Source organism: Mucilaginibacter ginsenosidivorans, from assembly GCF_007971025.1.
Taxonomy (GTDB): domain Bacteria; phylum Bacteroidota; class Bacteroidia; order Sphingobacteriales; family Sphingobacteriaceae; genus Mucilaginibacter; species Mucilaginibacter ginsenosidivorans.
Window position 1 is genome coordinate 3,626,581 of record NZ_CP042436.1, and the last position, 15,283, is coordinate 3,641,863.

Annotated in this window: 15 protein-coding genes; 7 read left to right on the top strand and 8 right to left on the bottom strand. The window is 42.9% G+C overall.

Features of this window, described 5'->3' with window-relative positions; translation table 11 throughout:
* Positions 1-5 precede the first annotated feature (5 nt).
* From FRZ54_RS16600 to FRZ54_RS16620, 5 genes are all read right to left on the bottom strand, one after another.
* The gene (locus FRZ54_RS16600) at positions 6-536 is read right to left on the bottom strand and encodes a DUF4251 domain-containing protein (protein ID WP_187359644.1); all 531 of its coding nucleotides are present in this window, start codon (positions 534-536) and stop codon (positions 6-8) included.
* Between the two features lie 149 nt (positions 537-685).
* Positions 686-1,165, bottom strand: coding sequence for a DUF4251 domain-containing protein (locus tag FRZ54_RS16605; protein ID WP_147032701.1), 480 nt, complete (start codon positions 1,163-1,165; stop codon positions 686-688).
* A 112-nt stretch (positions 1,166-1,277) separates the two neighbouring features.
* The gene (locus tag FRZ54_RS16610; protein WP_147032702.1) at positions 1,278-1,748 is read right to left on the bottom strand and encodes a DUF4251 domain-containing protein; all 471 of its coding nucleotides are present in this window, start codon (positions 1,746-1,748) and stop codon (positions 1,278-1,280) included.
* 105 nt (positions 1,749-1,853) lie between these two features.
* Positions 1,854-3,737 carry a molecular chaperone HtpG gene (htpG, locus tag FRZ54_RS16615; RefSeq protein WP_147032703.1) on the bottom strand — a complete coding sequence of 628 codons (1,884 nt, stop codon included), beginning with the start codon at positions 3,735-3,737 and terminating at the stop codon, positions 1,854-1,856.
* 144 nt (positions 3,738-3,881) lie between these two features.
* On the bottom strand, positions 3,882-4,403 hold the full coding sequence (locus FRZ54_RS16620) for an NADPH-dependent FMN reductase (RefSeq protein ID WP_147032704.1): 522 nt from the start codon (positions 4,401-4,403) through the stop codon (positions 3,882-3,884).
* 110 nt (positions 4,404-4,513) lie between these two features.
* On the opposite strand from FRZ54_RS16620, the gene FRZ54_RS16625 reads away from it, so the two are divergent.
* From FRZ54_RS16625 to FRZ54_RS24515, 4 genes are all read left to right on the top strand, one after another.
* The gene (locus FRZ54_RS16625; protein WP_147032705.1) at positions 4,514-4,810 is read left to right on the top strand and encodes a hypothetical protein; all 297 of its coding nucleotides are present in this window, start codon (positions 4,514-4,516) and stop codon (positions 4,808-4,810) included.
* A gap of 154 nt (positions 4,811-4,964) precedes the next feature.
* Positions 4,965-6,374 carry a DUF4403 family protein gene (locus FRZ54_RS16630; RefSeq protein ID WP_147032706.1) on the top strand — a complete coding sequence of 470 codons (1,410 nt, stop codon included), beginning with the start codon at positions 4,965-4,967 and terminating at the stop codon, positions 6,372-6,374.
* 101 nt (positions 6,375-6,475) lie between these two features.
* Positions 6,476-6,850 (top strand): response regulator, encoded by a 375-nt coding sequence (locus FRZ54_RS16635; protein WP_147032707.1) that lies wholly within the window; start codon positions 6,476-6,478, stop codon positions 6,848-6,850.
* A gap of 94 nt (positions 6,851-6,944) precedes the next feature.
* Positions 6,945-7,091 (top strand): hypothetical protein, encoded by a 147-nt coding sequence (locus FRZ54_RS24515; protein ID WP_187359645.1) that lies wholly within the window; start codon positions 6,945-6,947, stop codon positions 7,089-7,091.
* Between the two features lie 10 nt (positions 7,092-7,101).
* Here FRZ54_RS24515 and FRZ54_RS16640 read toward each other — a convergent pair whose 3' ends face one another.
* The 3 genes from FRZ54_RS16640 to FRZ54_RS16650 form a co-directional block, all read right to left on the bottom strand.
* The gene (locus tag FRZ54_RS16640; protein ID WP_147032708.1) at positions 7,102-7,530 is read right to left on the bottom strand and encodes an SRPBCC family protein; all 429 of its coding nucleotides are present in this window, start codon (positions 7,528-7,530) and stop codon (positions 7,102-7,104) included.
* A gap of 120 nt (positions 7,531-7,650) precedes the next feature.
* Entirely contained in the window at positions 7,651-9,003 is a 1,353-nt protein-coding gene (locus FRZ54_RS16645) for a sensor histidine kinase (protein WP_147032709.1), read from the bottom strand.
* A complete protein-coding gene (locus tag FRZ54_RS16650) occupies positions 8,993-10,345 on the bottom strand; it encodes a sigma-54-dependent transcriptional regulator (protein WP_147032710.1) in 1,353 nt (450 codons plus the stop codon). The genes FRZ54_RS16645 and FRZ54_RS16650 overlap by 11 nt, the downstream gene beginning before the upstream one ends.
* Before the next feature lie 330 nt (positions 10,346-10,675).
* On the opposite strand from FRZ54_RS16650, the gene FRZ54_RS16655 reads away from it, so the two are divergent.
* The 3 genes from FRZ54_RS16655 (at position 10,676) to FRZ54_RS16665 (ending at position 15,250) form a co-directional block, all read left to right on the top strand.
* The gene (locus FRZ54_RS16655) at positions 10,676-11,932 is read left to right on the top strand and encodes an efflux RND transporter periplasmic adaptor subunit (protein ID WP_147032711.1); all 1,257 of its coding nucleotides are present in this window, start codon (positions 10,676-10,678) and stop codon (positions 11,930-11,932) included.
* A 150-nt stretch (positions 11,933-12,082) separates the two neighbouring features.
* Positions 12,083-12,760 (top strand): ABC transporter ATP-binding protein, encoded by a 678-nt coding sequence (locus tag FRZ54_RS16660; RefSeq protein WP_147032712.1) that lies wholly within the window; start codon positions 12,083-12,085, stop codon positions 12,758-12,760.
* A gap of 132 nt (positions 12,761-12,892) precedes the next feature.
* Positions 12,893-15,250, top strand: a complete 2,358-nt coding sequence (locus tag FRZ54_RS16665; protein WP_147032713.1) for an ABC transporter permease — start codon at positions 12,893-12,895, stop codon at positions 15,248-15,250.
* Positions 15,251-15,283: the final 33 nt, after the last annotated feature.

Below are 15,283 nucleotides of genomic sequence, written 5' to 3' on the forward strand. Positions count from 1 at the left end.
GTTTGTTATTTTACGAGTGCAGCACTTAACGGCGGAAACTCGGCAATATGCTGTTTAATATATCCATAAAATATCAGGGACTTTTTCCCTGGCCGCATAAGGTCCAACGTTGCATATCCCTCGGGCGAAATGGCCAGGGTGATCTCTCTGATTTCGGCTGCATGATCGCCTTTCGGAGTTACGTCGATGTTCCAGCCTCCATTTGCGGCATCATTCATTTGATAGCTAAAATTTGTGCTGGTTATTCCGGCATTAATGGCCTTCACCGGAGTTCCCGGTTCCTTGCCTTCCTCTGGTAAATAAACGATCAACGTATCTTTTGAAACGTCCATATCACCACCGTGACGGAGGTACTTGCTGTCGCCGTTATTCATAACTTTTTTTGAGGCTTCAAAAGTGTAACGGCCACTGGTTACAAGGCTCTTTACCTCTGCCGCTTTTTTAGCCTTTTCCTGTTTTAATGATTGTGCAAAAACTGCACCCGATCCCCATAAAACCAGGGCGAATGCAAAAATTATTTTACCTAGGCTTTTCATAATAATTAACTTTTTATAGATGCTTAGAATCATTCAAACACTATACCACGCTACATGTGCTTACGTGATTGTTAAAAAAGGGGGCAAAAAGAGAACATTTTGTACCCAAAAGGGTACAAAATCATATATGATGAGGGCATAATTAAAGATTATTCGAGGTATCCGTCAAAACTGATGTTATCCCGGTTAACGCTATTTACCGCCAATGACCCGTAACCGTCTGCAGATATAAACAACGTCATCGACTGCAGGTTTTTGACATCCTTTGGTTTGATAATGATCTCCCACCCACCTTTCTTTTTTTGTACCGCTTTGTATTCGAATTTTGTGGAAGTGAATTTTATACCAAGATCGGTACTGCCGTAGGGCACATCGAAATGGGCCACGCCGTAATAGGGTAAAAAGGAAACTATGCTATCGGGGGTTATCTTCAGATCATATTCCGAAGTAAGCTGGATAGTTCCGCCGCTAAGCGGTATCGCATTGTTAGCGTTAAAGGTGTAGTGTTTGTTCTCGATGTTATTTTTAATGGTTGCTCTTTTTTTCTCTTTTTTATTTTGAGCAACAGCTACAGAAGATCCTATACCAACTATCAGCACCAGGATCAATAGGTTTCTTAAAGTTTTCATACGTTCATAAGATGAATAACGGAGAACTTTTCCACAAAATTATACAAAATTTATTCCATATTGACCAAGTTATCCAACGTTTTTTATAATCAACTGCAGAAACTGTTTAGTATTAATTTGCGCGGCCGGGATAAAGATACCCTTGGTATATCATTCGCGAACGCCGCACACTGTTTATGATAAGGGTAGCATTGCCATTTTCATAAATCTCAAGTGTTATTTTATTGATGTCATCCACATCGTTAAGCGTAATAGTAACCTGCCTGCCGTTCTTTTTCAAAGCTTTAACAGTATATCCAAAATCTAAAGACCTTAGGTTCAGGTTGGCAGTTTGGTCTACATAACCATTACCTGATATAGAACTACCAGTGAATGGCAGTACAGATGTAAGACTGTCCCTGGTGACCTGCAGGTGATAAGTTTGCCCTCCCTGGAATGTCACAAATGTATATTCAATACTATCAACGCTTTTCAGGATGGCAAATTTTAATGCCGCAGCCTTTTCAGCTTTTGTGGACTGAGCATAAACAGGTACGCCGCTAGTACCCAATAATAAAATGAGTAAAATTTTGACAGACTTCATGGTAAGGTTTAGAATTTATAGTTAAAGATAATCAATGCTGTTGGTTAGACAAAAAAAGAAAGGCCCCGGTTTAACCAGGGCCCGAAATATTTATGAAAATGATATTTATATCAGGTTTACACTCCTGTTAACGAATTCTGTCAATTCAGCACCGGTAAGTAATCCCTGCGAAAGCAGCGCCAGATCAAACGCCTGTTTGGCCAGTTGTGCCTGCGTTTCTTCATTTTCCTGCTCCAATATCTTGCTTACCAATTTGTGGTTGGCATTGACAATCACCTTATAATTGTCGGGCATGTTACCATAAAAGCCCATTCCACCACCCATAGCGGCCATTTCTTTCATGCGCCGCATAAACTCATCCATGGTGACCGTAACAGGCAACTCGTCTGGGTTAAGGCTTTCCAACTCGACTTTGTAAGCGGGTTTATTGATCGCTTTGTCAAAAATGGTTTTTACCTGGGCCGATTGTTCCTCGGTAAGGATATGGGCAGGGTTTTCGTCTTTTTTGATCAGCTTGTCAGCTACATCCGAATCGACACGTTTTAACGAGGTCTTCTCAAGTTTCTGCTCCAGGCTGCTGATAAAATGATTATCGATAGGCGAGTTCATCACCAACACATCGTAACCCTTTTTGTTAGCCGACTGAATAAACGCATCCTGCTTTTGCGGGTCGTTGGTGTAGATATAAACCAGTCGACCGTCCTTATCCGTCTGGGCAGGGGCAACCTTCTCTTTGTATTCTTCCAATGTGAAATTCTTCTTTTCAGTATTGGTCAGCAGAACAAATTCTTTTGCTTTATCATAGAATTTATCTTCACTTACCATGCCGTATTTTACAAAGAGACCTATATCGGGCCATTTTTCCTCGTACGCCGGGCGATCGTTTTTGAACAGTTCTGCCAATTTATCGGCTACTTTTTTGGTGATGTAGCTGTTGATCTTCTTCACATTGCTATCGGCCTGCAAAAAACTGCGCGATACGTTCAGCGGGATATCCGGCGAGTCGATAACGCCATGCAATAACATCAGAAACTCGGGTACGATGTCTTTCACTTCATCGGTAATGAACACCTGGCGCGAGAATAATTTGATCTTGTTTCTTTGGAAATCAAAATCGTTCTTCACCTTCGGGAAGTAAAGAACCCCGGTAAGGTTGAACGGATAATCGACATTGAGGTGAATCCAGAACAAAGGATCCTCCGAGAACGGGTAAAGCTGCTTGTAAAAATCGAGGTAATCTTCTTCTTTCAGATCGTTTGGCGATTTGGTCCAGATCGGGTTGGTATCGTTGACGATATTAGGAACCTCGACCGATTTGAATTTTGGTTTGCCTTCTTCATCCTCTCCATCGGGCTCTTCTTCTGTCTTTATGCCGAAGATAACAGGCACCGGCAGAAATCGGCAATATTTATCCAGTATCTCCTGCAGCTTATATTTGCTCAGGAATTCTTCGTTATCCTTATTGATATGCAGGGTTATCTCGGTACCGCGTTCGGTCAAACTACCTTCGCTTAATTCAAACTCGGTGCTGCCGTCGCAGGTCCAATGAGCGGGTTCGGCGCCTTCCTGGTAGGATAAACTTTCAATATCTACCCTGTCGGCAACCATAAACGCTGAATAGAAACCCAACCCGAAGCGTCCAATGATCTCATTGGCGTCTTTCGCCTCCTTGAATTTCTCCATGAACTCTTCTGCGCCCGAGAAAGCGATCTGGTTGATATATTTTTTGATCTCATCGGCGGTCATACCAATACCATTGTCGGAAATGGTGATGGTTTTTTTTGTTTCATCGAAAGCCACTTCAACACGCACGTCGCCGATATCACCTTTTACCTGGCCAAGCGAGCTTAAGCGCTTCAGTTTTTGTGTTGCGTCTACCGCATTCGATACCAATTCGCGAAGGAATATCTCGTGATCGGAATACAGGAATTTTTTGATGATCGGGAAAATGTTCTCGGTGTGTATCGAGATCGTTCCTTTTTCTTGCATAATCTATAATGGTTTTGGAGTAATTAATATTGTAATCCATTATTATCAATGCTTGTTCCAAAATGGATAAGGTTGTCAAATTGGCAGACGAATGAAAGTTGATCAAGTTAAAATATGCCGATCAGTTGTTGAGATATAAGTACTTTATTTAATAGTCCTTAGCAACGCGTGAAATAAATGGCCTAGTTTTTCAACAGTCTGTTTGTCCGTAATAATTCCATCATTTATTTTGGTGCGAATAAATGATATAAGCAAAGTAGTTTCGGGTGTCAATTTAGCATCTATGGCGCCTAATATTTTGATCATTGCTGCATGGGCATTCTCACCCCCGGTAGACGCGGTTATTAATGCGGTGGCCTTGCCCGAAAACGAACCGCTGGATACTGTCCAGTCTAATACATTCTTTAATGCTCCGGGGACGCCGAAGGCATATTCGGGCGTACAAATTAAAATAGCGTCGGCTTCGCTTAATTGCGTCCGCAGGCCGGCCACCGTTTTCGGCGGATCGTCGTTATCAAGCCCCGGGTCGAACGCTGGAATACATGCAACGCCATCGTAAATAGTAAACGTAATGTTTTCGCTTACCATGCTTTTTAAATATTCAAGAATGATGTGATTCGACGATCCGGGCCGCAGGCTGCCTGAAATAGAAAAGATATTTTTCATGATTTTTATTTGCAGTGTCAATTATAATAAATGAAAGGTTAGCGGCCTGTCAAATTTTCAATAGACAGAGGGATTTATAATTAAATTTGACGCAGAGTAACCATTGTTCCATGTTTAGTTTCTACAGTAAGCATCGCCTTTTTATTGCAAGGGCAGCCGTCATCATTATTTTGATGGTGATCATCCGTACGCTGGCGGACGCCCTGTACCATTTTAAAACCAGCTCCGGTTTAACGAATGCCCAATTAGATATGTATTTTATCGGGGCGCTGGTGGCCGCATCATCGGCGCTGCTCATATTTTTACTCTATCTGTGGCAAAAGTATAGCCTGGTGTCTCTTATTGCGTTGATAACAATAATTGTATTGATCGGCATCAAGGTTCACTATATAGGCTGGAACATTTAAAGAGTAGTTTTAATAATAAAACTGCGTTAGAGCCATGTTCACGAAAATGTTAAAAATGGGGCACTTTTTACGGTGCCATGAACACTTAGCATATTGTGATTTGGCGGGTCAAATTCACAAACCTTTACTATTTTTGCATCCATTATCCTTATAAATGAAGCTTAAACCAACACAATCGCTCGCGGTTATAATATTGCCGCTCGTTCTTTATTCGTGCGCGACCACAAAACTGCTTGCCCCTGTAATTGTGCCCACGGCGGAAATACCTAATGTAGTTCAGCCGGTCTCTGATATCGAGGTGCCCGTTACCGTCGACCTGAAAAATTATTTTGTGCAGGCCGAACGCTCGGTACCCAATAAATATACCGATAACCAGCAGCCCTGCGAGGGTCTGCGGTATCAATATGTGTTTACACGGACACCTTTTACAATTACAGGTAGCAACAATGTAGTCAACCTTAGTTTTACAGGTAGCTATGGTTTTGCGGCATCATATTGTGCCAAATGCGCCATATTCCCCGGTACGGGACAAACGCCGATAGTCCCTGTGATTTCGGCACAGTGCGGCTGGGCCGGCGAGCAACCACGGCGCATGCAGATATCCTATCAGTCGACCATCAGCATCACCCCTGACTATCATTTGCGTTCGAAAACCATCCTTTACCCGGCGCCTAAGCCACTTGACCGTTGCAACGTAGTTATGGGAACGATTGATGTAACCGATAGGTTGATACAGTACATCAGCGATCCTTTGAATGATCTGGGGAAACAGGTTGACGCCCGTATAGCCGCGTACAACATTCGACCGATGGTTGAGCAGATATGGAAAAATCTTTCAACCGAGAGCAAGGCCGGTGATATGGGTTACGTTTACATTAACCCAGAGTCGGTTCGGCTGAGCAGTTTTAACCTTAATGGTTCAAGCCTCACATTTTCGGTGGGCTTATCGGCCAAACCGGTATTTACAACTGTAAGCACTCAACGGTCAATAAAACCCTTGCCCAATTTATCGGCATACACTCCTGCGAACGGCTTTAATGTTTACCTGGATCTACACGAGAATTATGATCATTTAACGAAGACGGTAAACCAGCAGGTAGCCGGGATGAAGGCTGATGTGGCCGGGAAAGAATTTATTGTGGATAACACCAAAATATGGGGAAGCGGCAAACAGGTAGTGATGCAGGTTGATTTCAAAGGTTCGAGCACAGGTACCATTTATCTTATTGGCACCCCCAATTATGATGCAAAGACGCATGAACTATCTTTTCCTGATCTGAGTTTCGACCTGCAAACCAAAGCGTGGATGTTGAAGGCAGCAAAATGGATGTTCAACGGCAAGATAACTGATATGATACGCCAGCGGGCCACATATAATATTACACAGTTTTTAGTCGATAGTAAAACCAGGATACAAAAGGAAATGAGCAGGGACATTGGGAATGGCATTAGGTCTGATGTTTTGATTCACGACCTGGACATACAGGCTATTTACCCAACCAACGAACAACTGATCATACGCACCCTATCAAACGGCCAAATTAAGGTAAAAGTAGTGATGTGATAGTTTCCTAAATCGTATCGATAATTTTTTAACTATGATAATAAGATTTTAATCTGAATTGATATATTTGTTAACCTGATTAGATTTTTACTATTGAATGTATGCAGAAAAGAGTTTTGATCATCGAAAACGATCAGGATATAAGGACACTGGTTTCGTTTATTCTGGAAGAAGAAGGTTTTGAGACGCTTAGCTGTCCCGAGCCCAAAGACCTTGAACCCATACACGAGTTTAAGCCCAATGTTATCCTTATCGATGAATTTATTAATAACCAGCCCGGGCATCGCTTTTGCCTGAAGATCAAACAATCAGAGAAACTTAGCCGGATTCCTGTGATCATTCTTTCGACAGCTAATAATATCGAGATGATAGTTGAGGAATGCAAGGCAAATGATTATGTGCGCAAACCTTTCGACGTGCAGGTTATGGTAGATAAGGTAATGAACCTGATAGATAACACGCCTTTAAGCGTTTAGACTCAACGGCGGACACCGCATGAAATTAATGTGTGAATATTTTGAATAGATCACGCGCTATTGCATATGTCTTTTTTTAGTTAAATTTGATCTGATGAATAAAAGACAACAGCATTCTGGACTATATTACCTTTTCGGGCTTAACCGCGGCACCTGGGTACTTATCCTTGTACATTTATTCATCCTGTTCTCATTAGTAATAATTTTTTCGGTCATCATCGGAAAGATGCAGAATTACTGAGTTGGTTCATTTAATTATGTTCGACGAGGTCCTTTAGCCCGTTAAGAATTTTATCCCAGCCTTTAACTGAACGTTCGTACCTACCTTCCGCACCTTCGCCAACACCTACATCATCCGTTATGTGTAAAACCGTTTGACCGTTCAAATATTCCAGTTCATCGGTTACTGTTGATGATCCGCCGCGGTCGTCAACATCGCTGAATAGTTTGTATCTCAGTAACTTGTTCGGTTTTACCTCTGTTATTACACCCTCCAATTTCACAGGTATCAGCAGAAACATACGGCCCTGGAACACGATTGGGCTGCCAACTTTCCAGTCGGAAAAAACCTTGCAATTGAAGAAATATTTTTTTGTCTTTTCCGGATTTGTCAGCGCATCCCAAACCACTTCGGCCGGTGCATGGATCGATATGCTTTTTTTGACGACAAAATCTTTCATAAAGATTATCTTATGATCGGTATAAGCTGTTTTTCAATTAAACAACGGGTTTGGGGAAATATTGTTTTAATTCCCGTATATCGACTATATCGATAAAATTTATTGAATATATTTCGCTTTTTAACCCACAAACTGCAATAAAAATGCAGAGCCCTTTCCCTCGGTACTTTGAACCTGTATATTACCTTTATGCAATAACATGATTTGCTTGCACAGGCTGAGGCCGATACCGCTACCGGTTTTCCGGGTACTGAAAAAAGGGATAAATATTTTGTCGAGCAACTCGGGTGGCATACCAAGGCCATTATCAGCAACTTTAACGATGGTACGGCCGTTGGCTACTTCAGCCGCTAACGTGATACGGGGGTCTTCACGTTCCTTTACCGCCTCAATAGCATTTACCACAAGGTTTATCAATACCTGTTCAACCAGGTTTAAGTCGGCTTCGATGGCCAACGCAGGATCGCGTAGCACTATTTCCAGCTCGATATGCTTCTTCTCCATGGTTGGCGACATCAGGCTGCTGAGGTTCTCAAAGAGGTCGCGAACCAATATCTTTTTCAAATCGAGCTTGGTGATCTTATTCAGGTTGCGGTAACTTTCTGTAAATTTCAGCAAGCCCTCGCTGCGGCGTTTTATGGTATCGATGCCGAGTTCAAGATCTTCCAGTTCTCCATTCATAGCGCCGCCTTTTAACTCGGGGCTTTGCAGCCTGTTCTTCAACGTGTCGGCCAGGGAAGATATGGGCGCTACGGAATTCATAATCTCGTGCGTCATTACACTCAATAGCTTTTGCCAGGCTTTGGACTCAGTTTCGTCCAAGGCCTCGCTTACGTTTTGAAAGGCGACGAGCTTGGATATACGGTCATCACTTCGCAGCACACTCGCCGAAACCAGTATTTTCACCAGTTGCTGATTCCGCGTCATCGTAATTACTTTGCTTTCGCCAGGTTTCAGTTTGACGATATCCTGGTAAAGCGCTTCTTCGCGTTTTTCAAGCGAATGGATGGTTTTGAGGTACGGTACACCTATTATCTTTTTGAACGCTTCGTTTATCCAGCCGGTTTCGCCGGTTTCGTTATCGTAGGATAGTATCCCGGTGTCTACCAATTCCAGTATTTTTTGCAAATAGTGATATTGGGTCTCCCTTTCGCGGCTGATGAGTTTAAAGGTACTGTTGATCTCGTTAAAGCCCTTCCGGAGGGGTTTAAGTTCAGTAGGCGCACGACGCACGTCAAAGTGTCGCGAAAAGTCGCGGTAGTGGATAGATTCAACAAACTGGCTCACCTCGTCCTGCGCCTTTTTCTGAAAGCGTATCATTTCTATCAATTCATAGACCAGCAGGGGACAGGTAATAACCAGGTACAGGTAATAACCCTGCCCTTCAACTGCCAAAATGGAAGTTGCGGTAAGGGTGATAAACAGGATAAGCACCCGCAGCAAAAGCCGCCATTCGTATCTTTTAAATATCATATTTGCTTAATCTGCGGTATAAAGCCGTCCGTGTTAGTCCCAGTTCTTTTGCGGCGCGGGTAATATTACCATTGTTCTTTTCGATCACCCTCAATATAGCATTCTTTTCAAGCGTGCTAAGCGGAACGTTATCTGCTTCGATATTTTCGTCTGCAGGGGCCTCCAGTATAGAGAAGATCAGGTCGTCTGCTTTCAACAATTGGTCGTCCGCCATAATTACGGCGCGCTCTATGGTATATTGCAATTCGCGCACGTTGCCTGGATAATTGTACTGCTTTAGTTTCTGCATTGCGCCGGGGTCAAAGTCGATCACCGGCTTTAAGTATTTTGAACTGTAAAGTTTGGCAAAGTGTCTTGCCAATATAATGATATCTTCGTTGCGTCTGCGTAAAGGCGGCATATTGATCTCAACCGTATTGATCCGGTAGATCAGGTCTTTTCGGAAACGGTTCTCGTTGGCAAGCTCCTGCAGCGGGAGGTTAGTGGCGCATATCAACCTGATATCGACATCTACAGCTTTATTGGTGCCAAGGCGCGTTACCTGCCTGTTTTGTAATACAGTCAGCAGCTTGGCCTGTTGCAGCAGCGAAATATTCCCTATTTCATCCAAAAACAAAGTTCCGCCGTGTGCATCTTCAAACCGTCCCGGCCTGTCCTCGCGTGCGTCGGTATAAGCTCCTTTTTTATGGCCGAATAACTCGCTTTCAAATAAAGTGTCGGTAAGGGCTCCAACGTCCACCTTAATAAAAGGTTTATCGGCACGCAGGGAACGCTCGTGAATGGCTTTTGCCATCAGGTCCTTTCCGGTGCCGTTTTCGCCCAGTATCAGGATATTAGCATCGGTTGGAGCTATCTTATTGACTTTGTGGAATATGTCCTGCATTACTTCCGACTCGCCCAGGATAGAAGTATCACCCGAAGATTTTACCGAAGCCTTTGCTGGCTTTACACCTTCCTGCTTATCCAATAGTTCTTTTATTGTCGCTATTAACTTCTCGTTATGCCATGGTTTTACCACGAAATCGTCGGCCCCTTCTTTTAACGAGCGTACAGCCAGGTCAATATCGCCATACGCTGTTATCATAATAACGCATACATTCGGCTTCCATTCCTTTATTTTCCGTAGCCAATATATGCCTTCGTTGCCCGTATTGATGGCACTGTTGAAATTCATATCCAGCAATACCAAGTCAACCTGGTTACGCTGCAGCAGCCAGTTCAGGTTCTCGGGATTTTTTTCAGTTATAACTTCACCCGCCTCGGTCTTAAGCAGCAGCTTTACTGCGGTCAGTACGTCGGTATCATCATCAACAACTAAAACGGTCGCCTTTTTTAATATCATACACTTGGTTAATGGTTAAAGGTTCGTAATTCATAGCAATCCCCTAAATTAGTAATATTACAGAAAGCGTGCTATGTTATGTAGTGCCCGGACGCAATTTTTATGCTAATAATGATGGTTTCGACTGTTAACGCCGTAATTAATTAACTATGAACCATTAGGCGCGATCTGTTTGCCGAAGCCCGCCGGGCGCATTGTATCATAAACGGACACTTGCTGTAACAGAAGCGTACGCTTTAAATAGTCAATTTGATAGTAAATTACTGAAAAACAGCATTTTAATTTGTGGCATGTGTTTTTGTAAACAATACCAAAATATAATTTATAACTGTGGATAGAAAAATTGAAAAAAGCCGCTGGAACACTAAACGTATAATGACCATTGCTGGTATTACGGGCATTGTATTACTTGTTGCAGGCAGCATTTATTTTACCTCCGGAAAAAGCAAGTACAATGTTCCGGTAGACAGAATTACGATCAGCGAAATCACGAAAGGGCCATTTTCGGAGTTTATTCCGGTTAACGGCGTAGTAATGCCCCAAACAACCATTTACCTGGATGCAGTGCAGGGTGGTACGGTACAAGAGAAATACGTAGAGGATGGCGCTAAGCTTAAAAAAGGCGATCCGATACTTAAACTTTCAAACACCGATGTGGAGCTCAACCTGGCAAATTCGGAAAACCAGGTATATGCGGCCCAAACTCAAATGCAGATATCGAAAAATAACGCACAACAAAATACTGTGAATAAGCTGCAAACCATGGCAGATGTTGAGAGCCTTTATAAAGAGGCGGAACGTGTTTATAACCTGGATAAAAAACTGTATGCTGAAAAAGCTATCGGTTTACAGGAGTTCAAGATTGCGGAAAACAATTATAATTACCAACTGCATAAAAGGAACCTTGCCCGGGAAATATTGCGGGAAGATACGATCTTAACTAAAGTACAGGATCAACAGTCAAAAGAACAATACAAACAAATGACGGCCAGCTTGGCGTTAATGCGGAAAGAAGTATCTGACCTCACCGTGCGTGCACCGATAGACGGCCAGTTAACCTCTCTTGATGCTGAGATCGGTCAGAATAAAAATAAGGGAGAACACCTAGCGCAGATTGACGGCTTTTCGGGCCTGAAAGTACGTGCCAATGTGGATGAGCATTATATATCAAGAGTTTTTACAGGGATGACAGCCTATTACCCGACCGACGATAAAAACTACAAACTAGTTGTAAAAAAGGTTTTCAGCTCGGTAGGTACAGGAGGAACGTTCCAGGTGGATATGATGTTTGTTGGCGAAGTGCCACAAGGTTTAAGAAAGGGACAAACCCTGCAGATAAGGCTGGTATTCAGCGATGAGGCACCAGCTTTATTATTACCAAAAGGTGGCTTCTTCCAGCAGACAGGCGGTAACTGGATATTTAAAGTAAGCGACGATGGTAAGACAGCATACAAAGTTGATATACAAGTAAACAGGCAAAATCCCGACTATTTTGAAGTGATACGCGGATTGAAACCCGGTGATAAGGTTATTACTTCGAGCTATGAAAATTATGGGGATATACAGGAACTAGTTTTGCAGAAATAGCCTCACCCCAAAACTCTCCGCGATGACGGAGAGGTGAAGAGGCAAATCTCTGATGAAAGAGATTCGGGGGATCGATAAAGAAAAACTAATTATTTAACTAACATAAAAATCAAATCCTTAACAATTAAACAATAGGATTAGGAGGCACAAATGATAAAGATTACTGATTTAGAAAAGTACTACCGCACCGAAGAGGTGGAGACCATCGCATTGAACAAATTATCAATGAATGTGAACACAGGTGAATTCGTTGCGATCATGGGTCCGTCGGGCTGCGGAAAATCAACATTGCTCAATATTTTGGGTATGCTTGATGATCCTGATGGCGGAAGCTACGTATTCAACGACGTTGAGGTGGCACACTTTAACGAACGCAAGCGCGCCGACCTGCGTAAGCACAACATCGGTTTCGTATTCCAGAGCTTTAACCTGATTGATGAGCTTACAGTGTTCGAAAATGTGGAATTGCCTCTGATCTATACAGGCGTACCAAGTTCGGAACGGGTAAAAAGGGTAGAAGAGGTGTTGGATAAGATGCAGATCATGCACCGCCGAAACCACTATCCGCAGCAGTTGTCTGGTGGTCAGCAACAACGTGTGGCCATAGCCCGTGCGGTTGTGAACAAACCGAAGCTGATATTGGCTGATGAGCCTACCGGTAATCTTGATAGCAGCAACGGTAATGAAGTAATGGAACTGCTGACCGATTTGAACGAACAGGGTACGACCATTATCATGGTAACGCACTCTGAACATGACGCCCGCTACAGCCACCGCATCATACGCCTGCTCGACGGCCAAACGGTAGTTGAAAATATAATGATCTGATACACCAGGTCAGTCCGGGACTGTATATAGTTTTATAATAACAGTTGATTAATGTGTCTCCCTAACTCCTTCTTTGCATAAGAGAAGGGGTTAGTTTGAGAGTCTATTTGCCCATTTTCAGTACTAAAGGCTATGTTGAAAAACTATGTAATCATCGCTTTCAGGAATATCCGGCGCAATTTTGGCTATGCTTTCCTTAATGTATTTGGGCTGACATTGGGTATCGCTTCGTGCCTTATTCTCTTTTTGGTTGTACGAAATGAACTTACTTACGACAATTACACTAAAGCTGACAGGATATGTCGCGTTACTTTAAATGCTATTGATTTTAACTCCAACGTGTCACTGGCTGTAGCGCCCAAAATGCGTAACGACTTTCCGGAGCTTGAACAAGTTTCGCAGATTATGTACAACAACAACGCTATTATTAAGATCAATAATCAGCGCTTCAAGGAAAATGACGTTGCCTTTGCCGATCAATACCTGCCGCAGATATTTGATTTCCAATGGATACACGGGGATCCAAAAACTGCCCTGGCCGAACCAAACTCCATAGTACTTACCGAAAGCGTTGCAAAAAAATACTATGGTGAAGATAATCCTATGGGGAAGGTTATCAATATAGAAAATCGAATCAATGCAAAAGTAACCGGTGTTATTAAAGATCAGCCCGGTAATCGCAGCGTGCCTTTGCGAATACTGGTCTCATTGGAAACGATAAAGGACCAGGTGAAACAAGGAATGGGCAATTTTTGGAATATCGGCGGGGGCTTTTTCACGTTTATTCTTTTGCCACCGAATTACCCCGTTGAACGTATCCAGGCGCGTATCCCTCAATTCCTCCATAAAAATTGGGATCTTAACCCGAAAGAGGTTAGGCTGCCAATTCAGCCCATAAAGAACATCCATTTCGATCAGCGTTATATTAATAACGTTATTACGCCCACCTCTAAGGACACTTATTATGCCTTGTTTGGTGTGGCGTTGCTCATTGTTATTACAGCTTGTATCAACTTTGTTAACCTGGCCACTGCACAGGCTATCAAACGTGCCAAGGAGGTAGGGGTACGTAAGGTGCTGGGTGCCACACGCCCGCAACTGATCAAACAATTCCTGGGCGAAACTACCATGCTAGTGCTATTGTCGTTGATCGCAGGCCTAGTACTCGCGTCTTTATTCTTATCTGGTGCCGATAACTGGATCGGCGTTAAACTCGATTCGCATCAATTGTTACAACCGATGGTTGTGGGTTATATTTTAGGTGTCACGCTGCTTGTTATACTTATCGCCGGGCTGTACCCGGCTTTTGTTCAATCAGCGTTTCAGCCAGTCGATTCACTTAAAGATAAAGCCGGAAAATTTGTCAAAGGATTTACGCTACGTAAGAGCCTGGTAGTTGCACAATTTGCTATTTCCCAAATTCTGATCGTAGGTACCCTGGTGGTAGCCGGGCAAATGAATTATTTTGAAAACCAGGATATGGGTTTTAATAAAGATGCTGTTGTTTCATTTTACATCCCTGATGGTAAAAAAGCAGATGCTTTGCGGCATGAGCTTCTCAGCAATCCCGGTGTCGAAAAAGTTACCTTTTCGAATGGCGCACCATCTTACAATAATGCATTTAACAGCTTTACTGCTCCTGAGTTTGGTATTACAAAAGATGGCATAACCGAATTGAAATTCGTCGACGAAAATTACATTGACCTGTTTGGTATGAAAATGCTGGCCGGGCAAAAGGTCTTTAAAAAACCGCAAAAAGACTCATCCATTACAGTTGTCGCTAATGAAACGATGATCCATGAAATGAACATCATGGACCCCAACAAAGCGATTGGTAAGCAAATATTCTTTGATAAAACTCCCGCTACCATTATTGGAGTTGTCCAGGATTTTCAAAGTGAATCGAAGCATAAAAAACGAAGGGCGTGTGTGCTGAGTTATATCCCGGGAGGGTTTTTTATGGCAAGCATAAAAATACGCCCGGGCAGCATGAATAAAACCATCGCACAAGTGGGTAAAACATGGGCGACAATGTTCCCCGATAACCTTTTTGATTACCAGTTCCTTGACGAGCATATTGCAAAGTTTTATATACAGGAGCAAAAGGTATACCTGGCTTTCCAGCTGTTTTCGTCTATAGCCATCATCATCGGTTGCCTTGGTTTATATGGTTTGATCATGTTTGCAGCTGCTCAAAGAACTAAAGAGGTAGGCATCCGGAAGGTATTAGGTGCGCCTATCATGAGTATTGTGGCTTTGTTCTCACGCGAGTTTGTTGTCCTTATTGGCATCGCATTTTTGATAGCGGCACCAGTAGGCTATTGGGTGATGAATGCCTGGCTGAACAACTATGCCTATCACATTAACATTAATGCAGGTCTGTTTGTTATCTCAATAGTTACTTCATGTGTCATAGCAGCTTTAACTATAGCTTATCAAACGATAAAAGCGGCTTTAGTGAACCCGGTGAAAAGCCTGCGGTCGGAATAAACAATGAGTTGAATATAGGTCACCAAAGAATTG